This window comes from Actinocorallia sp. A-T 12471 (assembly GCF_033875155.1).
GTDB lineage: Bacteria > Actinomycetota > Actinomycetes > Streptosporangiales > Streptosporangiaceae > Actinocorallia.
Genome location: NZ_JAWZTE010000012.1, coordinates 52,793 through 73,678, shown reverse-complemented (window position 1 = coordinate 73,678; position 20,886 = coordinate 52,793). Strand labels below are relative to the sequence as shown.

Here is a 20,886-nt window from a genome sequence, read left to right as displayed (position 1 = left end):
GCGAGGAACCCCCCTTGGCCGCCATTCTCCCCGGGCGCAAACTGGGCGCGGTCGTCCAGGATCGGGTGAGCCGGTTGCCCGAGCTCGCCGGAATGCCGATCTTCCTCGGCCGCGTCATCCACCACCTTTTCGCCGACCTGATCCTGCGCCGCAAGTACGGCAAGACCGTCGTGCGGCACATGAGCGACATGACGATCGGCGTGAACGCGCTGTTCGTCGGCGGCGGCATGGTGTTCGTCATCTTCGCGATGTCGTTCTTCACCGGCGCGATCGTCGGCGTGCAGGGCTACCCGTCTTTGGAGCGTCTCGGCGTCGAGTCCTTCACCGGGCTCGTCTCCAGCTTCTCCAACATCCGTGAGCTCGGACCCGTCATCACCGGCATCGCGCTCATCTCCCAGGTAGGCAGCGCCTGCACCGCCGAGATCGGCGCGATGCGCATCAGCGAGGAGATCGACGCGCTCGAAGTCATGGGCATCAACTCCATCGCCTATCTGGTGTGCACGCGGATCGCCGCGACGGTCGTCGCGCTGGTGCCGCTGTACCTGCTCGCGCTGTTCGCCAGCTTCTTCGCCACCCGGTTCATCACCGTGCAGTTCTTCGGGATGTCGGCGGGCGTCTACGACTACTACTTCGACCTGTACCTGCCACCGCAGGACGTGCTGTACAGCGTCGTCAAGGTCGTCGTCTTCGCTTTCATCATCATGTTCATCCACTGCTACCGGGGCTACTACGCGGCGGGCGGGCCCGTCGGGGTCGGCGTCGCGGCGGGACGGGCCATCCGCGAGTCGAGCGTGGCGATCGTGCTGGTGAACCTGCTGCTGTCCTACATCTTCTGGGGCCACGGAGGGACGGTGAGCATCACCGGATGAGCGGATCAGACATCTCCCTGTCCCGCGCGTCACGGCTCAGGTTCGCGCTCGTCGGGACCGCGGTGCTCGCCGCCGCGGCGGCCCTCGCGGTCGCCGGCGCGACGCCGTCGGAGCCGCCCGCGCACGAGTACACCGCCGTGTTCGACCGGGCGGGCCAGGGCCTCGACGCGAAGTCGCGGGTCAAGGTGCGCGGCATGACCGTCGGCTCGGTGGCCTCGGTGACGCTTGACGAGCGCGGCAGGGCCGTCGTCCGGCTGCGGGTCGACAAGGGCGTGCGCGTCCCGGCGACGGTCAGCGCCGAGATCGAGCCGCTGTCGGTGTTCGGCCCGAAGGACGTCGCCCTCGACCTCGGCGCGGGCGAGGGCCAGGGCCCCTACCTCCCCGACGGCTCCACCATCACCAAGACGGTCAACCCGGCCGAACTCTCCGAGACCGGACGCCCCCTGGCCGACCTCGCCGAGGCCATCGACCCCGACGACGTCGCCACCGTCCTGCACACCCTCGCCGCGGCCCTGCGCGGCAACGGCGCAAAACTCCACAAGACGACGGACGACGCCGCGAAGATCCTCAACACCGCGCACGCCGACCTCGACCGGACGACGCGCACCCTCAAGGACCTCGCCGTCCTGTCCGACGTCCTCGGCGGCAGGTCCGACAAGATCGCCGCGATCATCGAGGACGCCGACGCGCTCAGCGACACCCTCGCCGCCCACCCCGACGACTTCGAAGCGACCCTCGCCAACGCCCGCACCCTCGCCGGAACGCTCTCCCGCACCCTGGAACGTGACGGCGACGCCCTCGGCGAGCTCGTGGACCGGGCAAGCCTGGTCAACAACACCCTCTACCCCCGTCAGAAGGAGCTCCGCGAGCTGATCGGCGGCCTGAACGAGTTCTTCGGCGGCCTCGCCGCGATCCTCCAGCTCCCCGGTCCGGAGGGCACCAAGATGGGCGCGGTCAACCTCTTCGTCTCCCTCAACCTCTGCGACACGTTCAACGAGGCATGCCCCGCGACCTGGATGTACGGCGGCAGCCCTTCCGCAGGTAAGGAGAGGCCGTGATGGCGCGCGAGCGCGGCGGCGCGAAGCGCGGTCCGGCGCGGCACGTCCTCATCAAGTTCACCCTGTTCACCGTCGTGACGTCGTTGCTCACCTACCTGATCGGCGCGCAGATCGTCGGCGCGGGTTACGGCGAGCGGTACGCGGTGAAGGCGTCGTTCGAGGACGTCGGCGGCCTGCTCGAAGGCGACCTGGTGAAGGTCGCGGGCGCGCCCGTCGGGAAGGTCACCGAGGTCGCCGTGGTGTCCGGCAGGGCGGTGGTCACCATGGAGGTCGAGCGCGACCTGAGGCTGCCCGCCGACACCACCGCCGAGATCCGCTGGCGCAACCTCATCGGCCAGCGCCTCGTGTACCTCATGCCGGGCAAGGACGGCGCATACCTCAAGGACGGCGACACCGTCGCCGCGACCAAGGCGGTGGTCGACCTCGGCGAGATCGTCAACTCGCTCGGCCCGCTCACCGGCAGCCTCGACCCCGACCAGCTGAACAAGATCCTCCAGGCGACCGCGGCGATGCTCGAGGGCAATGGCGACGACATCGGCCTGATGACCGTCAGCCTCCAGAACCTCGTCGCGTCCCTGGCCACCCGCAAGGACAACCTCACCTCGATCCTCGACAGCTACTCGACCCTCACCGCGACGGCCGTGAAGCGCGACGAGCAGATCGCGGGCGTCGTCGACGATCTCGTCGCGATCAGCGAGGCGTTCGCCGGGAACACCGACGTGCTCGCCTCGGCAAGCACCGAACTCGCCGAGGTGAGCAAGGTGCTCGACAAGGTCGTCAGCGGCAACCAGCGCGAACTCGACAGAACCGTCGCCAACCTGGACAAGGTGGTGAAGACCGCGGTCTCCGACATGGACGAGCTCGAGACGATCGTCACCGGCCTGCCGCCCGCGCTGCGCTCGCTCTTCACCGTCACCAACGGCGGCCACTATGTCCGGATCAACGCGATGTGCCTGAACCTCGTGCAGGGCGAGTGCCCGACGGAGATGAAACTCTCCGGTCCGGGCAACAAGACGAGCCGCCAGCAGATGCTCGACGGCCAGGAACAGCTCGCCGACCTCGTCGCACGGCTCACGAAGGGGGTGGGCTGATGCCGCTGCCCTCACTGCGCGACCTCAACCGACGGGTCGTCGCGCTCGTCTCCCTCGGCCTGCTCACCTCGTGCATCGCGTTCGCCTTCGTGTACGGGCAGCTCGGCCTTCTGCAGGGCGGCTACCACGTCACCGGGGTGTTCGCCGAGACAGGCGGCCTCAAGGAGGGCGACGACGTGCGCCTGGCCGGGGTGAAGGTCGGGAAGGTCACCGCGATCGACCCGGACTTCCACGAGGGACTCGTCAAGATCACCTTCCGGGTGGAGTCCGGCATCGACCTCGGCCCGCAGACCCGCGCCGACGTCCAGCTCGCGAATCTGCTCGGCGGCAGGTACCTGAAGCTCACCGGCCCCGTCCAGAAGCCCTACCTCGCCGACCTCCCCGAGGCCAAGCGGGAGATTCCCAAGGACAGGACGGGCACCCCGTACACGGTCGTCGCCGCGCTCAACAAGACGACGGGCGACCTCGGCAAGCTCGACATGAAGTCGATCACCAAGATCCTCGAGGAGACGGAGAAGATCGACCTGCCGTCCCAGGAGAACCTGAACAAGCTGCTCACCAACGTCAGCACGCTCAACGCCGCGCTGAACGCCAAGAGCCCGCAGTTCCAGCGGATCATCAGTGACGCGAACCGGCTCACCGGGGTCCTGGCGACCAAGAACGAGGACCTGGCCCGGCTGCTCACGGCGTCCCAGACCCTGCTGGAGACCCTCACCGACCACCGGGACGAGCTCGCCGCGTCCCTCGGCGCGAACTCCCGCGTGGTCGACGGCCTCGCCGACGTCGTGGGCAAGCGCGGCAAGGAACTCGACGACCTCCTGGCCAACCTGCACACCCTGACCCAGCGGCTGGAGCCCCGCATGGCCGACCTCAACACCGACCTCGCCCTGCTCGGCCCGACCTTCGCGGGCCTCGCCAACGCGGGAAGCACCGGCGACGGCCTGGCCGCGATGGTCACCGGCCTCGGCATCCTCCAGGGCTCGGAGACGATCCTTCCCCCGGAGGCGCGGCCGTGAGGACACGTCTCGCGGCGCTCGCCGCGGCACTTCCGCTGCTCATGTCGGGCGGCTGCGCGGTCCTGCCGGGCGGCGGCACGTCAGTCACCGTCTACTTCGACCGGGCGACGAGCTTCTACGAGGGCTCACACGTGCTGGTCATGGGCGTGGACGTCGGGACGGTCAACGAGGTCGTGATCGAGGGCGACCGGGTTCGGGTCCGCGCGACCGTCGACGCCGGTGTGCCGCTCCCGGCCGATGTGAAGGCGTCGATCATGCCGATGAACCTCGTCGGGGAACGGAACCTCGTCCTGTTTCCGCCGTACTCGCCGGGCAAGCCCAAGGCGAAGGACGGCCACGTCATCGAGCAGGCCGACACCACGCTGCCGATCGAGACAGACGAAGCGCTCGCCGCGTTCACCGAGGTCCTTGCCGCGATCGACCCGCTCCAGGCAAGGCGCGTCACGCAGAAGGCGGCGGCCGCGTTCGACGGCAACGGGCAGGCGTTCAACGCGGCGCTCCAGCAGACCGGCCAGCTCACCGAGACGCTGGGCGGCCAGGCCGACGCGCTCGCCCAGCTCGCCGACAACCTCGCGTCCCTCGCCGAGGTGGTCGAGGGCAAGGAGGACGCGCTCGGCACGATGATCGAGCAGGTCTCGTCCGCGACCGAGGTGTTCGCGCAGGAGCGCGAGGCGATCCGGACCCTGGTGGAGGGCCTGGTCAAGCTGGTGCGCAGCGGCGACGTCCTGCTGCAGAAGTACGAGGGGACCCTCGCCGACGACGTCCGCGTCCTCACCCAGGTGTCCCTCGTCGTCAAGGGCAACAGTGAACAGCTCGCGCAGCTGGTGGAGGCGCTGCCGGGCGTCGCGCGGGCGTTCCTGAAGTCGTGGAACCGCAAGAGCCACGTCGCCGAGCTGCAGTTCGCCGTCGATCCGAGCCTGCGCGCGCTCATGAAACAGCTCGGGTTGCCGGATGAGTGCCTGTTGCCCGCGCCGACGTTCTCGAACTGCCCATGGGAGGACAAGTGAGACGGCTCGTGCCGCTGCTCGTCGCCGCGGCGCTCGTCGCGGGCTGCTCGCCCTCGACGCTCGGCGCGCCGACCGGCGCGGTGACGCTCGTCGCGACCTTCCCCGACGTGCAGAACCTCGTCGCGGGCCACAGCGTGCAGATGAGCGACATCCCGATCGGCAGCGTCGTCAGCGTCCGCAGGGTCGGCTATGAGGCGGAGGTCCGCTTCTCGATCGAGGACGAGTACAAGATCCCCGAGGGGACGGCCGCCGAGATCGCGCAGACCTCGCTGCTCGGCGAGAACTATGTCGAACTCACCCTCCCCGAGGGCGCGGACATGGCGACCGGCCCGTTCCTACGCGACGGGGCCCGCATCACCCGGACCAGCGTCGCGCCCGCGTTCGAGCAGGTCGCGGGCGACGCCGGCCGCATCCTTGAAGCGATCAGCGGCGACGACCTCGCCACGCTCGTCAACGAGACCGCGACCGCGCTCGACGGCCAGGGCCCGGCCCTGCACAAGATGGTCACCCAGTCCGCCGACCTCGTCGCCGCCTTCGCCCAGCAGCGCGACGACCTGGGCCGCGCGATCGAACGCCTCGCCGACCTCGGCGAGACCCTGAAGGCGCACAAGGACACCCTCGGCACGAGCGACATCGACAAGACGATCGGGCTCATCGCCGACAACAAGGCGGAGATCCTCGGGACCGTCGAGGACCTGACCACGACCGCGCGTCGGCTGAACGACAAGGTCTTCGCCGGACGCGCGGAGAAGCTGCGCCTGCTCGTCAAGCGGCTCGATCCGACGCTGGCGACGCTGGGCGGCAGCGGCGACCGGATCTCGGCGCTGCTGAAGAGCCTGATCGGGTTCCAGGAGGTGCTTCCCGAGGTCGTCTGGGACGGACAGCTGATGGTCTACGGGGCGCTCAAGCTCGGGCTGTACAACAACGCCGAGGAGCACGGGAACGACGTGCTGCCGTTCCTCGACCAGATCATCCAGGGGGGCGGGCGGTGAACGGGCGGCGCATCCTCGTCAACGTCGCGGTGTTCGCGCTGCTGTCGGCCGTGCTGACGGTGTGGGCGCTGGCCAACGTCGTCAGGTTCGACTTCGTGGAGCGGCCTTACGTCATCACCGCCGAGTTCGCCTCGTCGCCCGGGCTGCACGAGGACTTCGAGGTGGCTTATCTGGGCGTGCGCGTCGGGAAGATCAGGTCGCTGCGGCTCGACGCGCCCGCGCACATGGTCGTCGCGGAGCTCGCGATCGACCGGGGGGTCGAAATCCCGGCGGCGTTGACGGCGTCGGCGGGGCGCAAGTCGGCGGTCGGCGAACCGTACGTGGACCTCGCACCGAGGCCCGGCGCGGATCTCGGCGACCACATCAAGCCGGGCGGCCGCATCCCGAAGGAGCACACGTCGGTGCCCGTCGCGTACGGCGACCTGTTCGCGCAGGTCATCGATGGGCTCAAGGCCATCGACCCCGAGTCGACCAAGATCCTCTTCCGTGAGCTCGCCGACGGCTGGGAGGGCCGCGAGGACTCCCTGCGCCAGATCATCGACGGCAGCGCCGCGCTCACCGAGGCGTTCGCCGGACGCACCCAACTCATCGAGGGCCTGACCGGCGACCTGTCCCGGCTCACCCGCTCCCTCGCCGGGCACCCCGAGGCGCTCGGCGCGAGCATCGACAACACCGCCGCGCTGCTCGGACCCCTGTCTGACCTGCGCGGGGAACTCCGCGAGATCCTTGAGCGCTCGCCGGGCCTCACCACACGGCTGACCAACCTCACCGCGGCGACCGACCCGTACTTCGGGTGCGGGGTCGACGCGCTGGGCGAGGCGCTGGGGGCCGTCGCGACGCCCGCGAGGATGCGGGACGTGCGGGACACGCTCGGCATGTCCGGGACGCTCATCGCGGCGCTTGACGACATCATCCGGCCGACGTCGTCGGGTGCGGCGATCAACCTCGCGGCTGTGCTCTCGACCAAGGGGACCGCGCCCGAGGAGTACCGGGAGCCGCTGCCGCAGCCTTCGGTGGGAGATGTCCCGAGTTGTGCGAACGGGACGAATCCGTTCAAGGCCGCGCCCGGTGCGGTGCAGGACGCACCGGAGGAGAAGGAGCGGGAGACGGCTTCGGCCGCGCCCGCGACGCCCGTCACGCCGGGGACCGCGGTCGCGCGGCCCGTCGCGGACGCGTCGGCGGGCGGGCCGCCCGGCTGGCTCGTCTGGCTGCCGCCGGTCCTCGCGCTCGCCGTGCTGGCGCGGGTCGCCGCGCGTACCCTGCCCGTGCTGATCCGGCGACGGAGCCGGTGACCCCCCAGGAGGAACGATGAGCACGACAAGCGGCAAGAAGCCGGTGCGGCGCGTCCGCGTCATCGAGATCGTCGACGAGGACGGGACCGAACTCGACGAGGAGACCGTCAAGGCGGTCCTCGCGGCGGCCGACGCGGAGGATGCGGGGGAGCGGGCCGCGGTCGCCCTCGACAAGCCGGAGAAGTCCGACGAGTCCGAGAAGTCCGCGAAGGCGGAGGCTGACGAGGCATCCGCGAAGGACGCGGAGTCCGTCGAGGAGGCCGAGTCTGGGGAGTCCGTCGCAAAGGACGGCGACGGGGGTCCGCGGAACGTCGAGCCCGGTCGGGCATGGGGGCTCGGCGGTGTGACGGCGGTGCGGGTGCTCGCGGCGGCCGTGGCCGTGCTCGCGGTGCTCGCCGCCTTCGGCCTGTACGGGTGGCGGTCTGCCGCGTCGGCCGCCGCCGAGCGTGACGCCCTGGTCGCCAGGATCGCCGCGTTCGGCGACGTCATGGCCACGTTCTCCTACACCGACGTGGCCGAGGGCAACGACAGGACCCTCGCGTTCCTCACCGGCGACGCCAAGGCCGAGCGGGAGCAACTCGACCTCGCCGCGTTCGGCGAGCGCCTCACCGCGCAGAAGGCCGACCTGAAGTCGAAGACCCACGCGGTCTACGTCGGCCAGATCGACGGGAGCCTGGCCAGCGCCGTCCTGGTGTTCGACCTGTCGATCGAGGCGCCCGCGCTCAGCCAGTCGCAGACGATCTCGCGCAGCCACCTCACCCTCGGCCTGATCAAGGTCGACGGCACCTGGATGATCAGCTCGATGGTCCCCGCGGGCAGCGAGAGCGACACCGGCTCGGCGGTCCCCGGCGTCGAGGGGCCCGCGACGGAGCCGGCCGCGCCGACGCCGTCCGGCACGGCCTCGCCGAAGGACGGTGAGTAGCGCTTTTGGGTCAGAACCTTCCCGAGATTCCGGCTGTCCGGCGGCTGTCAACGGGGCGTGCCGTGGATGACAATGTCTTGGTGGAGACCGAGGAAAACACGCTCATCGGCGAGTTCGGACTGCTGCTGAGCGTCAGCGCGCGGCTTGAGCGGATCGCGGGCCGCGCGTTGGAGCGCCGCGCCGGGATCTCCCACGTCATGCTCGAAGTGCTGCTGCGGCTGGAACAGGGCTGTGTGTCGATGAGCCACATGGCCCAGGAGATGATCCTCACCAGCGGCGGCATGACCCGGCTGATCGACCGGATGGAACGCGCTGGCCTGCTCACCAGGCACACCTCGGAGACCGACCGCAGGGTGCAGAAGGCGTCCCTGACCGTCAAGGGCCGCGAGACGCTTGCGCGGGCGCGGGCGATCCACGCCCAGACGCTGCTCGAGTTCTACGCGGGCCCGCTCGACGACGCCGAGCGGGCCGTTCTGCGCGCCGCCCTTGAGCGGCTGGACGCCAAGGGACGGGCCGAGCTCCCGTCCCTCGGCTAACGCGTCACAGGTAGCGCGCGGCGTTCGCCTCGGCGGGCGCGTCGTCGCCGGTGACGCCGTTCGGGCCCTTCGGGATGCCGTCGTCGATCGCCGCGGGGGCGTTGATGGTGACCCGGTGCATCTTGCGGCGCTGGGTGTAGTCGGCGACCGCGTAGTGCTGGGTGGGCCGGTTGTCCCAGAACGCCATCGTGCCGACCCGCCAGTTCAGCCTGACCTGGAACTGCGGGTCGCGGACCGCGTCGAACAGCAGCGGCAGGATCGCCTCGTTCTCGCGCCGCGACAGCCCGATCAGCCGCGTCACCGAGCTGCGGTTGACGTACAGGGCCTTGCGCCCGGTCTCCGGGTGCACCCGCACGACGGGGTGGACGACCGGCGGGTTCTTCTCCTGCAGGTCGCGCAGGTCCATCCGGTGGCCCTTGTCGATGGCCTTGGAGACCGACATCGTCAGGTCGTGCTCGGCGTACAGCTCGTCGGCGAGCCTGCGCAGCCACGGGGCCAGCGACTCGTAGACGAGGTACATGTTGGCCCACAGCGTGTCGCCGCCGACCTCGGGCAGGATCACCGCGCGCAGCATCGACCCCATCGGCGGCGTCTTCATGAACGTGTTGTCGCTGTGCCACGAGTCGCCGCCCTCGCCCTTGGGGTCGGTCTGGTCGAGCACGTGCACGGCCGAGCCGCTGACGTCCATGGGCGGCATGTTCGCCGTCCCGAACTGCTTCGCGAACACGACGTGCTGCTCGTCGGTGATGTGCTGGTCCCTGAAGAACAGCACCCCGTGGTCGAGCAGCCCCGTGCGGATCGTCTGGATCTGCTCGGGGTCGAGCTCCTTCCGCAGATCCACCCCGGACACCTCGGCCCCGATGTTCCGCGTGACCTTCCGAAATTCCACCATGCGCCGAGCCCTCTCCGTCACCAAGACAAGCACTTGCTTGTTTGAATGTACTACGCACACAATTTTTGGGCCAGCCCCCATTTCCGCGCCCCCGCCGGGGCCCGGGAACGCGCGACGGCCGGGCCCTGTGCGGGTCCGGCCGTCGGTTCGTGGCTTCGCGTCCTGCGCGGGATCGGGTCAGCGGCTGTAGAACTCCACCACCTGCTGTTCGTCGCACACCACGGGGATCTCGCGGCGTTCGGGAAGGCGCTCCAGGCGCGCGACCAGGACGTCCTGCCGGACGTCGAGGTAGGGCGCGGAGACCGCGGGGGCGTAGCCGCCCTGGGCCGCGGTCTGGAACGGGAGCATGGGTTTGCTGCGCTCGGAGACCGAGATCCAGTCGCCGGGGCGCAGCCGGTAGGACGGGCGGTCGACCCGCTTGCCGTTCACCAGGATGTGGCGGTGCACCACGAACTGGCGCGCCTGGTAGATGGTCCGGGCGAAGCCCGCGCGCAGCACGAGCGCGTCGAGACGGCGCTCGAGGTCGACGACCAGGGCCTCGCCCGTCTTGCCCTCGACCTTGCGGGCGCGCTCGAACGCGAGGCGCAGCTGCGCCTCGCGGATGTTGTACTGCGCGCGCAGCCGCTGCTTCTCCAACAGCTGGTCCTTGTAGGGCGAATCCTTCTTGCGGCTGCGTCCGTGCACACCAGGCGGGTAGGGACGAGCCTCGAAATATTTGACGCATTTCGGCGTCAGCGGGACTCCGAGCGCCCGGGAGAGCTTCGCCTTGGGGCGGGGGTTGTTCAAGTTTCCTCCTTCATGATTAGGTTAGCCTTACTAAGGCTAGCCTAACCTAATGGAGTCTACCGTGACCAAGGGTCCCAGCGCGGCGGAACGGGCGCGCACACTCGCCTACGGCGTGGCCGGCGCCACGCTGGCGGTCCTCGGCCTGGACGAGGAACTGACCGTCGCCGCGCACGCCACCGGCGACGACGGCGTGCCGCTCCTCCTCATGCCGACCGCGACGCCGCTCGTGCAGACACTCCGCCAGGAACCGGACCTTCCCGCGACGCTGTGCGTCACCGACCTCGCGCCCGTCCCGCTCGCCGACAGGGTGCGCGGGACCGCGTGGCTGCACGGCTGGGTCAGCGAGGTGCCGCTCGACCGCCGCCGCGAGGCCGCGATCCGGATCTCCCGGCTGCACCCGCGCTCCGACCTCCTGGACATCGGCGCGCGGATCCCCGCCGAACAGGAATGGACGGTTCTCTGCCTCGACATCGCCGAGGCCGAGATCGACGACCTTTGGGGCGACGAGGCCGTCGAGCCCGAGGACTACGCGGCGGCGCGGCCCGACCCGTTCGTCGCCGTCGAACCCGGGATGGTCGCGCACCTCGACGCCGAGCACCGGGCCGAACTCGTCTCGCTCTTCCGGGCGAGGTACGGGCAGGTCAGCCCCGAGCCCGTCGTGCGGGCCGTCGGGCTCGACAGGTTCGGCCTGCGCGTCCGCTGCACCCCGCCCGCCTCGGGCGGGCCCGCGCCGTTCGACCTGCGCTTCGACTTCCCGAAGCCGGTCCGCGACCTCGGCGGGCTGCGCTGCGCGTACCGCAAGATGTTCGGGTTCGCGCGCGACAGCGCGGCCTGACGCCTTCACAGACCTGACCCCACAGACCTACCCCCAAAGACACGGCGAAGCCGCCCTCCGGCGCGGTGAGGGCGGCTTCGTCGTCACTCCGGTACTCGGCCCTCCCCGTGGCGCGCGGAGAGGGCGCTTCCCCGGCCCTCTCCGCGCGGCGGGAGGGCCGACGCCGTCAGCGGCGGTGGTGCTCGATGCGGAACGACATCACACGGCCGTCGATCTCACGCAGACCCCGCTGGGAGCAGGTGTCCGCGCGGATCACCACGTTCTGGCTGAACAGCAGCGTGGCCTCGACGCTCGAGCCCTTGAACCTGCCGCCGACGACCTTCGCGTGGTGGATACGGGCGTTCGCGAGCGTGCCCGTCAGCTTCCCGTGCGCGAGCCGCGACACTTGGCCGTCGTCCCAGCGGATGATCCCGCCCGCGCGGCCGTTGCGGATCGTGCCGCTGCTCGTCGTCCGCGAGTCACACGACGTCTTGGCGTGCGCCCGCAGGTGCCACGTCCCGCTCGTCACCGACGGCCGCTGGTGCGTGATGCAGGAGCCGAGGTCAAGATCCCCGTTCAGCCGGGTCTTGCGCAGGTGCCCGTCCCGCGCCCCCGGGTGCAGGTACACCTCCGCGCCGCCACCTCCACAAGCCACCCGGGTCCCACCGGCGCCGGCCGCGGCGGCCTCCGAGGCCGAAGCCACACCCCCGACCGCCACCGCCAGCGCCAGCCCGCCACCGGCCAGCATCGCCTTCACCCGAGCATCCATGCGTTCCCCCTCCTCTGGGAGCCGCCCCCGCGACCCCTCGCGCCATCCCCTACCCGCCCAAGATCACCCCCACGGATTCCCTTCCCCCAAGATCACTTCAACGCACCGTCACCCCCTTTCGTACTCCTCCATTTCCCCCAGGAAGCGCAGCAACGTAGGGCGTTCCAGCACTTCACCGACCTCATGACCAAGCCCCCGCAGCCGGAGAGCAACCCGTCCGACTCTCCAGCGAAGGGTGTTAGAGGGCTTCGAGGGTGGTGTACAGGTCGGACCAGAGGTCTTCGGGGTGCTCGATGCCCACGGCGAGCCGGATGGTCCCCTCGCCGAAGCCCGCGGCGGCAAGGGCCTCGGGCGAGTACATCCGGTGCGAGGTGCTCGCCGGGTGGATCGCGAGGGTCTTGGCCTCGCCCAGCGACGCCGTCAACGCGATGAGCTTCGTGGACCCGATGAAGCGGCGGCCCGCGTCCCGTCCGCCCGCGAGGTCGAACGCGAGGACCCCGCCCGCGCCCCCGTCGAACTGGTGTGCGGCGATCTTGTGGTCCGGGTGGGTGGGCAGCCCCGGGTAGGAGACCGAGGCGACCTTCGGGTGGGCCAGCAGCCGCTCGGCGAGGTACTGGGCGTTGGAGGAGTGCCGGGTGACGCGCAGGCCGAGGGTGGCGAGGCCGCGCAGCAGGAGGTAGGCGGCGAACGGGTCGAGGGTCGGGCCGGTCTCCACGACCTCCGCCCACACCTCGCGCACGTCGGCCTCGGTCGCGAGCACCACGATGCCCGCGACGGCGTCGCCGTGCCCGCACAGGTACTTGGTCGCCGAGTGCAGCACCGCGTCGGCCCCCAGCTCGAGCGGACGGCACAGCAGCGGCGTCGCGAACGTGTTGTCCACGATCTTGCGCACCCCCGAGGGCACCGCGTCGAACAGGGCACGGAAGTCCGGCACCCGCGTCGTCGGGTTCGCGATCGTCTCAAGGTAAAGGATCTTGGTGTTCGGCCGGACCGCCGCCGCCACCTCGGCCGCGTCCTCCCCGGACACGTACGTGACCTCTACGCCCCACTTCTCCTTGAGCGTCTCCAACGTCCCGTAGGTGCCGCCGTAAAGGCAGCTCTGCGCGATGACATGGTCGCCCGACCGAAGGAACGCCTTCAGCACCGCGTTGACCGCCGCCATCCCCGACGCCGTCGCGACGGCCCCCGCACCACCCTCAAGATCGGCGAGCGCCGCCTCAAAGGACCGCACGGTCGGGTTGCCGAGCCTGCTGTAGAACGGCGGCTGCGCGGGTCCGTCGAACGCGGCGGCCATGCCCTCGGCGCTGTCGAACGCGAACAGGTGACCCTGGTAGATGGGCATCCCGAGCGGGACGCTGCCTTCGGGGGTGATGATCGGGGCGTGGATGGCACGGGTCTCGGGACGCAGGTCGCTCATGCCCTCAAGTCTGACCCCGGGTGAACAGTGCAAACAGCGCCAATTCCGAAGAAGTGGCCTATTTCTCCTCGCGCGCTGCCTTGGCTTCCCGTGCCGCCTTGCGCGCCGCGCGCTCGGCCCGCTCGGCCTCGTCAAGGGCGGCGGCCTGCTCGGGCGTCGGCGCGGTGCCGCCCAGGTGCGCGGGCTGCCACCACTGGCCCTTGCCGTCGACCGGGTAGGTGCTCTCGGCCTTGTCCACCAGCTCCTGCATGCGGATGCGGAGCTCCTTGGTGACCTGGTCGTAGTCGTCGCCGCGCTTGGGGTGCATCGGCTCGCCGACGAGGATCGTGATGGGGGTGCCGCGCTGCCACAGCTTGCGCTTGCGGCCCTTGGTCCACAGCCGCTGGGTGCCCCACAGCGCCACCGGGACCAGCGGCACCTTGCCCGCGACGGCCATGCGCACCGCGCCGTTCTTGATCTCCTTGACGGTGAACGACTGGCTGATCGTCGCCTCGGCGAACACGCCGACGACCTCGCCGTCCTTCAGCGCCTTGAGCGCCGCGATGTAGGAGGACGCGCCGTTCTCCCGGTCGACCGGAATGTGGTGCATGCCGCGCATCAGGGGGCCCGCGACCTTGTTGTCGAAGACCTCCTTCTTCGCCATGAAGCGCACGAGACGGCCCGCGGGGTTCGCGCCGAGCCCGGCGAAGATGAAGTCGAGGTACGAGACGTGGTTGCTGCACAGCACCGCCCCGCCCGTGGCCGGGATGTTCTCGTGTCCCTCGACCCTGATCCGCAGGCCGAGCACCTTGAACATGATCTTCGCGGCACGGATCACCGGCGGGTACACGATCTCGCTCATATGGAGAAACCTAACCCACCCGGGCGCGGCCATCGACCCGGCCGAGGGCACAAAAGAAGGCCGCTGGTTTTGCGTTCGCTCACCTTGCGGCGCTTTTCCGCCCCCGACCCTGCCACGTGGTCAGCCCGCCTTGGCGTCGGCGGTCCGCTCGCGCGGCGCGGGGATCTCGGCGGGCGGGCCGTCCGGCAGCGGGACGCTCCGCGACGCGGCGATCCTGCGCAGCATCGCGGGCCGGAACAGCGCGGTCGGCTCGACGCCGAGGCCGAGCGCGTCGATGAGCCTGCCGCACACGACGGGATCGACGTTCGCCGCGCGCACCGCGTGGTCCACCGCGGCGTTGAGCGCGCGGGTGTGCGCCCGGACGGGCGGGCCCTGGGTGTCGGAGTAGCGGCGGTCCTCGCCCGTAGAGATCAGCCAGGCCCCCGCGCCCGCGCGCTTGGCCCGCTGCTGGAACCAGCGGGTGCTCCGGTCCTCGGCGAGCATCCTGCCGAGTTCAAGGGCGCTGCGCGCGGCGACGGTCATGCCCTGCCCGTAGATCGGGTTGAACGCGCAGACCGAGTCGCCGATCGCGGCGAAGCCCGCCGGCCAGTCGCGCATCCGCTCGTAGTGCCTGCGGTGGCCCGCGGTGTGCCGGTAGGACACGATCGGCGTCAGCGGCTCGGCGTTCTTGATCGCGTCGTACAGGACGGGGTGGCGCAGGCCCCTGGCGAAGGCGAGGAAGCCGTCGTCGTCGGTGGCGGGGTAGTCGCGGCCCGCGCCGCTGAGGCTGCACAGCCAGGTGCCGTCTTCCAACGGGAACAGGCCGCCCGTACGCTTGTGGGTCGGGGCCCCGGCCTGGAGGTAGAGGGCGCGCCAGTCGGCCTCGAACCCCTCGGGGACGGCGAAGCGGCGTGACGCGTACCCGAGCAGCGGGTCGATGCGCGTCTCGTCGGGGAAAGGACGGCCGAGCTTGGCGAGCCACTCGGGCGCCCGGGAGGAGCGTCCCGTGGCGTCCACGACGAGGTCGGCCTCCAGGGACTGGGCGACGGCGTGCGCGCCGCGCTCACGCCAGCGGACCCCGGTGACGACGCGGTTGCCGCGCGACGCCGTCAACTCGGTGACCTCTACGCCGGTGCGCACTGTCAGGTTCTCGCGCTCGAACAGCCGGGCGCGCACCACGTGGTCGAGCATGCCCCGGCTGAAGGTGAGCAGGCGGCTGACGCCGTCGAACCGCTTGCGCCAGCCCTGGGAGGTGAGCCACAGGATGTCGGCGGGCAGCCGCAGGTCGGGCACGCCCCGCTCGACGAACTCGCGCTCGAGGCCGGGGAAGAGCCCTTCGAGCAGGCCGAGCCCGTGGTTCCACAGGACGTGCAGGTGACGGCCCTGCGCGACGCCGGGACGGTCGTCCGGGCCGTCGGGATAGGTGTCCCGTTCCAAGAGGGTGACCTGCGCGAAGTGGTCGGTGAGGACGCGGGCGGCGAGCAGGCCCGCCATGCTCCCGCCGACCACGATGGCGTGTTCGCGTGACTCCATGGGGCGATTTTCGGTGCTCCGGCCGAGTCTCGCCACCCGATTCACCGTCCAATTTGTCCATTCAGGACAAACCGGAATTGCGGTAACAAAGATCTCGTATTTACATTTCGATGGATAAAAGAGAATAGTTGGCTGGGTCATGATCCACGGCATGGAGGGAGTCACCATGACCGTCACCACGCAGAGCGAGGCGCGCACCCGTCCGCCCTCGCGGACCCAGCACCACAGGACCGTGAAGAGGGAACTCGCCGAGACGCCGCACCCGGCGTGGGTCGAGGAGATGATCGCCGACCTGCGTCCCGACTGGGAGGGCGTCCTCGCTTCCCCCGTCTTCACCTCCACCGCCGCCGACGGCGTCTCCGACGAGACGTGGCGGACCATCGTGAAGGAGTTCTTCTGCGTCGTCGAGGCGTTCCCCAAGTACATGGGGGTCCACCTCGGCCGCACCACCTACGGCAAGCGCGACGGCGACCTCCTCGCCCGCGACTGGCTGATCGGCAACATCCGGACCGAGGCCCTGCACGCGCAGTGGTTCATCGACTGGGGCGTGTCGCTCGGCCTGACCGAGGACGAGATCATCGACCACAGGCCAGGACCGGAGGTCGCGTCCCTGTACGAGTTCCTGTGGTCGGTCGCCTACCGGGGCTCGATCGCCGAGGCGTTCGGCGCCGTCAACTTCGCCATCGAGGGCACGACCGGCGAGTGGACGCGGCTGGTCATGCCCGCCTTCCGCGACCGGCTCCCGGACGACAAGTACGGGCTGATGTGGCTCGCCGAACACGCCGAGTACGACGACGCCCACCCGCGCGAGGCCCTCGAGCTCATCAAGCTCACCGTCCGGGACGACGACGACCGCGCCGCCGTCAAGGAGGCCACCCGCCGCTCGCTCGAGCTGTTCCGGCGCGGCTTCGACGCCTGCGTCCGCTGACCGACGGCTGACCCGCACGCACGACACGCGCACGACCGACACGCACGACACGCACGACACGCACGACACGCACGACACGCACGACACGCACGACACGGCCACCGTCGGCCGTGGCCCGGCGTCCGGGACGGAAGTCCGGTTCGCTGGGTCGCGGCCGAATGTGGCCGATTTGTTATCGCGGCCGCAAGTTAAGACCTGGTTATTAATCTGTGACCTCGGTTGACCGGGTCCTCTCCGACGGCATAGCTGTAGGGAAAGGCGCTCAGGGTGCGACGAGGACGGGGACGTGACGGAATGAGCCAGCTCACCGCGGTGGACGCAGGATTCCTCAACATCGAAGGGGACCGGACAAGGGCCCACATCGGCGGACTGGGGATCATCGACACCACGCTGTGCCCGGGGGGACGACTCACCAGGGCGGACATGGTCGAGCTGGTGCGGGAGCGGGCCCACCTGGCCCGTCCGCTGCGCAGCAGGCTCGTCCAGGTCCCGTTCGGCCTCGACCACCCGTACTGGGAGGACGACCGCGACTTCGACGCCGAACGCCACGTCCACGAGGTCGCGCTCCCGTACCCCGGCGACGACCGTCAGCTCGGCCTCGAGGTCGCCCGCATCCACGAACGCCCCCTGGACCGCCGCCGCCCGCTGTGGGAGCTGTACCTCATCCAGGGCCTCGAAGGCGGCCGCGCGGCCATCTACTGCAAGGTCCACCACGCGTGCGTCGACGGCGTCCTCGCCGCAGAGACCCTTGCCGCGCTCCTCGACCTCTCGCCCGAGGGCAACACCCCGCCGCCGTTCGCCGGCGAGCCGTTGACCCCTCCCGGGCTCGTCCCGATGCTGACCCAGAGCGCAAGGCGGGTCGCGCTGCACCCCGTCAGGACCGCCGAGGCGCTGGCCAGGACCGTCCCCTACCTCGACCAGCTGCCGATCGTCGGGCACCTGCCCGGCGTGCGCGAGGTGTCGAGCGCGCTGCGCAAGGCGCTCGGCAAGGAGAACCCGCAGCCCGCCGAGGTCGGCCCGGCCCCGCGCACCCCGTTCAACGCGCCGATCTCCCAGCACCGCGCGTTCGCGTTCGGCTCGCTGCCCCTCGAGGACGTCAAGGAGGTGCGGCGCGCGCTCGGCGTCTCGGTGAACGACGTCGTCATGGCGATGTGCACCGGCGCGCTCCGGCAGTGGCTGATCGACCACGACGCGCTGCCCGACCAGCCGCTCATCTCCGTCGTCCCCGTCTCGCTGCGGCGCAGGCACGGCCGCGACGACGGCAACGCCCTGTCGGCCATGTTCGCGCCGCTGCCCGTCCACATCGCCGACCCCGAGGACCGCTTCTACGCAGTCCGGGGCTCGATGCGCGGCGTCAAGCGGCGCTTCGCCGTCTCCTCCGGCACGTGGTTCGAGGAGCTGACCGGCATCCTGCCCCCGGCCGTCGCGGGCATGGCCACCAAGCTCGTCTTGTCGGCGGTCCCGGCGCTCAACCCGGTCAACCTGCTCATCTCCAACGTGCCGGGCCCCCAGCAGCCGCTGTACGCGCGGGGCGCGCGGGTCCTGGCCTACTACCCGGCCTCCGTCATCACCGACGCGACCGGCGGCGTCAACATCACTGTCTTCTCCTACGACGGCAACCTCGACATCGGCATCATCGCCTGCCCCGACCTGGTCCCCGACTCCTGGAACCTCGTGGACTACCTGCGCGACTCGCTGTCGGAGCTCCAGAAGCTCACGAAGGTCCCGGCCGAGGTCTGAGCCCGTCCCGCCCTGGGCCCGGCTCGCGGGCTCAGGGCAGCCGCCAGCCCACGGGGGTCGCGCCCTGCTGTTCGAGGGCGGCGTTGGCCCGGCTGAAGGGGCGCGAGCCGAAGAAGCCGCGGTCGGCGGACATCGGGCTGGGGTGGGCCGAGGTGATGCAGGGGTAGTCCGACAGCAGCGGCCGCAGGGACTGCGCGTCGCGGCCCCACAGGATCGCGACCAGGGGTTGGCGGCGTTCGGCGAGGGCGCGGATGGCCTGCTCGGTGACCTTCTCCCAGCCCTTGCCCCGGTGCGCGGCGGGCTTGCGCGGCTGGACGGTCAGGCTGCGGTTGAGCAGGAGCACGCCCTGACGGGTCCACGGCGTCAGGTCGCCGTTCGCGGGTCCCGGCAGGCCGAGGTCCTGCATGTACTCGGTGTAGATGTTCACCAGGCTCGGCGGCAGCGGCCACACCTCAGGCGCGACGGAGAAGCTGAGGCCGACGGCGTGGCCGGGGGTCGGATACGGGTCCTGGCCGACGATCAGCACCTTCACCCCGTCGAAGGGCTGCTGGAACGCGCGCAGCACGTTCGCGCCGGACGGAAGGTAGCTCCGCCCCGCCGCGATCTCCTGCCGCAGGAAGTCGCCCATCGCCGCGACGTCCGGCTCCACCGGGGCGAGCGCCTTCGCCCACCCCTCCTCAACGATCTCACTCAACGGCCGCGCCATAGCCCTACACCCTAATGACCCGGCTCACGCGCGGAGGGGGAACTAGCGGAGGATGCGGCCTTTGCGCTCCCCGGTGAACGCGCCCTCGACGACCACGGGGACGCCTTCCAGGAGGACGTACGGGATGCCGGTAGGGGGCGTGTCCGGGGTCGTGTAGGTGCCGGGGTGAGAGATGGTCGCGGGGTCGAAGCAGGTGATGTCGGCGTAGGAGCCGGGCAGAAGGGTGCCTCGTCCGTGCAGGGCGAAGGGGACGGCGTTGGCGGAGGTGATCTTGCGGACCGCCTCGGGGAGCGGGACGAGGGCGGCGTCGCGGACGTAAGCGCCGAGGAAGTGGGGGAAGCAGCCCCACGTGCGGGGGTGTTCCAGGCCGGTCGGGACGCCGTTGTCGGAGCCGATGCCGAGCAGCGGGTCGGCCAGCAGGGTGCGGACGTCGGGCTCGGACATCATCGTGATGACCATCGTCGCCGACGGGTCCGCGGCGATGAGGGCGCACGCGGTCGTGAAGGGATCGCCCGGCAGGGAGGCCAGGGTCCTGCCCACGACGGACGGGTCGGCGTGCGTGGTGATGAGGACGCCGTCCGGGGTCGTGTCGCGCCACAGGCCGGTGCCGCGCAACGGGACGGGGTCCTCGGCGGCGGCCCGCAGGGCGCTGAGGTCGCCGGAGAGGCGAGCGCGCAGGGCCTCCACGCCGCCTTCCAGGGCCGAGGGCGGGAGCAGCGCCGAGAGCGTCGTGCCGCCCGCGAGGTAGGGGTAGACGTCGCCGCGCACGTCGAGTCCCGAGGCGCGGGCCGCGCGCAGCCTTTCCAGGATCATCTCGGCGCGGCCGTGGTTGCGCGGCCCCGCGGTCTTGCAGTGCGAGACCTGAAGGGCGACGCGCGCCCTACGGGCGATCTCTATGGCTTCGTCCAACGCCTCGGACAGGCCCGCGCCCTCGTCGCGCAGGTGCGTCGTATACGGGCGGCCGTACCTGTGCGCGACCTTGGCGAGCGCGACGAGCTCGTCGGTGTCGCCGAAGGAACCGGGCGGGTAGATGAGCCCGCTGGACAGCCCGCAGGCGCCGGCCTCGAACGCCTCGGCGGCCAACGCGCACATCTCGTCAAGCGCCTTGTCCGTCATCTCGGGCTCCCACCCGACGACGGCCATGCGCAGCGTCGAGTGCCCGACAAGCGTCGCCATGTGGTTCGTCGGCCCGGCCGCCTCCATCGCCGCCAGGTAATCCGCGAACGACCCCGCCGTGACGGGCGCGCCCGCATATCCCGACATGACGTCGATATCCCGTTCCCGGACCGGCGCGTAAGAGAACCCGCAGTTCCCGTTGACCTCCGTGGTGACGCCTTGCAGCAGCTTGAACGGCTGCGCCTCCGGAAGCACGGGCACCATGTCGGAGTGGCAGTGCGGGTCGACGAACCCGGGCGCGACCGCGAGCCCGGCGACGTCGATCACCCGCCGCGCGGGACCCACCGAAGGCCCGATCGCGACGACCCTGCCCGCCGAGACCGCCACGTCGGCCGTGACCGAGGGCGACCCGAGGCCGTCGTGGACTTCGCCGCCGCGCAGAACGAGATCGTGCATGGCCGATCACTGTAGAGATCCGGATGTGAAGACGCGCGAGCGGAGATGACAAATGATTCCGACAGGTTTGTGAACATCTCCGATGAGGGCCGGGGCCCGCGCGGGCTAGGGTGCGTCAGTTCCCTC

20 protein-coding genes are annotated in these 20,886 nt (G+C 70.6%); 12 read left to right on the top strand and 8 right to left on the bottom strand.

All coding sequences use genetic code 11. The features are described 5' to 3' along the window. Positions 1 to 14 precede the first annotated feature (14 nt). The 9 genes from R9X44_RS27765 (at position 15) to R9X44_RS27725 (ending at position 8,783) form a co-directional block, all read left to right on the top strand. Positions 15 to 869: an ABC transporter permease gene (locus R9X44_RS27765; protein ID WP_319817255.1), complete on the top strand. Its 855-nt coding sequence runs from the start codon at positions 15 to 17 to the stop codon at positions 867 to 869. Next, positions 866 to 1,927: an MlaD family protein gene (locus R9X44_RS27760; protein WP_319817254.1), complete on the top strand. Its 1,062-nt coding sequence runs from the start codon at positions 866 to 868 to the stop codon at positions 1,925 to 1,927. Before R9X44_RS27765 ends, R9X44_RS27760 begins: the two co-directional genes overlap by 4 nt. Next, complete coding sequence (locus tag R9X44_RS27755) at positions 1,927 to 3,018, top strand: MlaD family protein (RefSeq protein ID WP_319817253.1); 1,092 nt, start codon at positions 1,927 to 1,929, stop codon at positions 3,016 to 3,018. Before R9X44_RS27760 ends, R9X44_RS27755 begins: the two co-directional genes overlap by 1 nt. Continuing rightward, positions 3,018 to 4,034, top strand: coding sequence for an MlaD family protein (locus R9X44_RS27750; RefSeq protein WP_319817252.1), 1,017 nt, complete (start codon positions 3,018 to 3,020; stop codon positions 4,032 to 4,034). Before R9X44_RS27755 ends, R9X44_RS27750 begins: the two co-directional genes overlap by 1 nt. Continuing rightward, positions 4,031 to 5,041 (top strand): MlaD family protein, encoded by a 1,011-nt coding sequence (locus R9X44_RS27745; protein ID WP_319817251.1) that lies wholly within the window; start codon positions 4,031 to 4,033, stop codon positions 5,039 to 5,041. Before R9X44_RS27750 ends, R9X44_RS27745 begins: the two co-directional genes overlap by 4 nt. Further along, positions 5,038 to 6,033, top strand: coding sequence for an MCE family protein (locus R9X44_RS27740; RefSeq protein WP_319817250.1), 996 nt, complete (start codon positions 5,038 to 5,040; stop codon positions 6,031 to 6,033). The genes R9X44_RS27745 and R9X44_RS27740 overlap by 4 nt, the downstream gene beginning before the upstream one ends. After that, on the top strand, positions 6,030 to 7,325 hold the full coding sequence (locus tag R9X44_RS27735; protein ID WP_319817249.1) for an MlaD family protein: 1,296 nt from the start codon (positions 6,030 to 6,032) through the stop codon (positions 7,323 to 7,325). The genes R9X44_RS27740 and R9X44_RS27735 overlap by 4 nt, the downstream gene beginning before the upstream one ends. Before the next feature lie 16 nt (positions 7,326 to 7,341). Further along, positions 7,342 to 8,247, top strand: coding sequence for a hypothetical protein (locus R9X44_RS27730; RefSeq protein WP_319817248.1), 906 nt, complete (start codon positions 7,342 to 7,344; stop codon positions 8,245 to 8,247). Between the two features lie 80 nt (positions 8,248 to 8,327). Further along, on the top strand, positions 8,328 to 8,783 hold the full coding sequence (locus R9X44_RS27725; protein WP_319817247.1) for a MarR family winged helix-turn-helix transcriptional regulator: 456 nt from the start codon (positions 8,328 to 8,330) through the stop codon (positions 8,781 to 8,783). Between the two features lie 4 nt (positions 8,784 to 8,787). Here R9X44_RS27725 and R9X44_RS27720 read toward each other — a convergent pair whose 3' ends face one another. After that, positions 8,788 to 9,675 (bottom strand): TauD/TfdA dioxygenase family protein, encoded by an 888-nt coding sequence (locus tag R9X44_RS27720; protein ID WP_319817246.1) that lies wholly within the window; start codon positions 9,673 to 9,675, stop codon positions 8,788 to 8,790. Between the two features lie 177 nt (positions 9,676 to 9,852). Then, positions 9,853 to 10,461 carry a 30S ribosomal protein S4 gene (gene rpsD / locus R9X44_RS27715; RefSeq protein WP_319817245.1) on the bottom strand — a complete coding sequence of 203 codons (609 nt, stop codon included), beginning with the start codon at positions 10,459 to 10,461 and terminating at the stop codon, positions 9,853 to 9,855. A 61-nt stretch (positions 10,462 to 10,522) separates the two neighbouring features. On the opposite strand from rpsD, the gene R9X44_RS27710 reads away from it, so the two are divergent. Continuing rightward, positions 10,523 to 11,296 carry a DUF2470 domain-containing protein gene (locus tag R9X44_RS27710; protein WP_319817244.1) on the top strand — a complete coding sequence of 258 codons (774 nt, stop codon included), beginning with the start codon at positions 10,523 to 10,525 and terminating at the stop codon, positions 11,294 to 11,296. A 166-nt stretch (positions 11,297 to 11,462) separates the two neighbouring features. Here R9X44_RS27710 and R9X44_RS27705 read toward each other — a convergent pair whose 3' ends face one another. From R9X44_RS27705 to R9X44_RS27690, 4 genes are all read right to left on the bottom strand, one after another. Further along, positions 11,463 to 12,044, bottom strand: coding sequence for a hypothetical protein (locus R9X44_RS27705; protein WP_319817243.1), 582 nt, complete (start codon positions 12,042 to 12,044; stop codon positions 11,463 to 11,465). A 238-nt stretch (positions 12,045 to 12,282) separates the two neighbouring features. Then, entirely contained in the window at positions 12,283 to 13,461 is a 1,179-nt protein-coding gene (locus R9X44_RS27700) for an aminotransferase class I/II-fold pyridoxal phosphate-dependent enzyme (protein ID WP_319817242.1), read from the bottom strand. A gap of 58 nt (positions 13,462 to 13,519) precedes the next feature. Then, positions 13,520 to 14,302 (bottom strand): lysophospholipid acyltransferase family protein, encoded by a 783-nt coding sequence (locus tag R9X44_RS27695; RefSeq protein WP_319817241.1) that lies wholly within the window; start codon positions 14,300 to 14,302, stop codon positions 13,520 to 13,522. 120 nt (positions 14,303 to 14,422) lie between these two features. Beyond that, on the bottom strand, positions 14,423 to 15,814 hold the full coding sequence (locus R9X44_RS27690; protein ID WP_319817240.1) for an NAD(P)/FAD-dependent oxidoreductase: 1,392 nt from the start codon (positions 15,812 to 15,814) through the stop codon (positions 14,423 to 14,425). Between the two features lie 151 nt (positions 15,815 to 15,965). Between R9X44_RS27690 and R9X44_RS27685 the strand changes: the two genes are divergently transcribed. After that, positions 15,966 to 16,742, top strand: coding sequence for a TenA family transcriptional regulator (locus tag R9X44_RS27685; RefSeq protein ID WP_319817239.1), 777 nt, complete (start codon positions 15,966 to 15,968; stop codon positions 16,740 to 16,742). Between the two features lie 294 nt (positions 16,743 to 17,036). After that, positions 17,037 to 18,482, top strand: coding sequence for a wax ester/triacylglycerol synthase family O-acyltransferase (locus R9X44_RS27680; RefSeq protein WP_319817238.1), 1,446 nt, complete (start codon positions 17,037 to 17,039; stop codon positions 18,480 to 18,482). 31 nt (positions 18,483 to 18,513) lie between these two features. On the opposite strand, the gene R9X44_RS27675 is transcribed toward R9X44_RS27680, so the two are convergent. Both R9X44_RS27675 and R9X44_RS27670 read right to left on the bottom strand, forming a co-directional pair. Continuing rightward, positions 18,514 to 19,188, bottom strand: a complete 675-nt coding sequence (locus tag R9X44_RS27675) for a uracil-DNA glycosylase (protein ID WP_319817237.1) — start codon at positions 19,186 to 19,188, stop codon at positions 18,514 to 18,516. Positions 19,189 to 19,230: 42 nt separating this feature from the next. Beyond that, entirely contained in the window at positions 19,231 to 20,760 is a 1,530-nt protein-coding gene (locus tag R9X44_RS27670) for a D-aminoacylase (RefSeq protein WP_319817236.1), read from the bottom strand. Positions 20,761 to 20,886 lie beyond the last annotated feature (126 nt).

What these genes read in the sequence shown, in the direction of transcription:
- R9X44_RS27760 (WP_319817254.1), top strand. Translation starts at nt 866, where the DNA reads ATGAGCGGATCAGACATCTCCCTGTCCCGCGCGTCACGGCTCAGGTTC.
- R9X44_RS27755 (WP_319817253.1), top strand. Translation starts at nt 1,927, where the DNA reads ATGGCGCGCGAGCGCGGCGGCGCGAAGCGCGGTCCGGCGCGGCACGTC.
- R9X44_RS27750 (WP_319817252.1), top strand. Translation starts at nt 3,018, where the DNA reads ATGCCGCTGCCCTCACTGCGCGACCTCAACCGACGGGTCGTCGCGCTC.
- R9X44_RS27730 (WP_319817248.1), top strand. Translation starts at nt 7,342, where the DNA reads ATGAGCACGACAAGCGGCAAGAAGCCGGTGCGGCGCGTCCGCGTCATC.
- R9X44_RS27720 (WP_319817246.1), bottom strand. Translation starts at nt 9,675, where the DNA reads ATGGTGGAATTTCGGAAGGTCACGCGGAACATCGGGGCCGAGGTGTCC.
- R9X44_RS27705 (WP_319817243.1), bottom strand. Translation starts at nt 12,044, where the DNA reads ATGGATGCTCGGGTGAAGGCGATGCTGGCCGGTGGCGGGCTGGCGCTG.
- R9X44_RS27700 (WP_319817242.1), bottom strand. Translation starts at nt 13,461, where the DNA reads ATGAGCGACCTGCGTCCCGAGACCCGTGCCATCCACGCCCCGATCATC.
- R9X44_RS27695 (WP_319817241.1), bottom strand. Translation starts at nt 14,302, where the DNA reads ATGAGCGAGATCGTGTACCCGCCGGTGATCCGTGCCGCGAAGATCATG.
- R9X44_RS27690 (WP_319817240.1), bottom strand. Translation starts at nt 15,814, where the DNA reads ATGGAGTCACGCGAACACGCCATCGTGGTCGGCGGGAGCATGGCGGGC.
- R9X44_RS27685 (WP_319817239.1), top strand. Translation starts at nt 15,966, where the DNA reads ATGGAGGGAGTCACCATGACCGTCACCACGCAGAGCGAGGCGCGCACC.
- R9X44_RS27680 (WP_319817238.1), top strand. Translation starts at nt 17,037, where the DNA reads ATGAGCCAGCTCACCGCGGTGGACGCAGGATTCCTCAACATCGAAGGG.
- R9X44_RS27675 (WP_319817237.1), bottom strand. Translation starts at nt 19,188, where the DNA reads ATGGCGCGGCCGTTGAGTGAGATCGTTGAGGAGGGGTGGGCGAAGGCG.
- R9X44_RS27670 (WP_319817236.1), bottom strand. Translation starts at nt 20,760, where the DNA reads ATGCACGATCTCGTTCTGCGCGGCGGCGAAGTCCACGACGGCCTCGGG.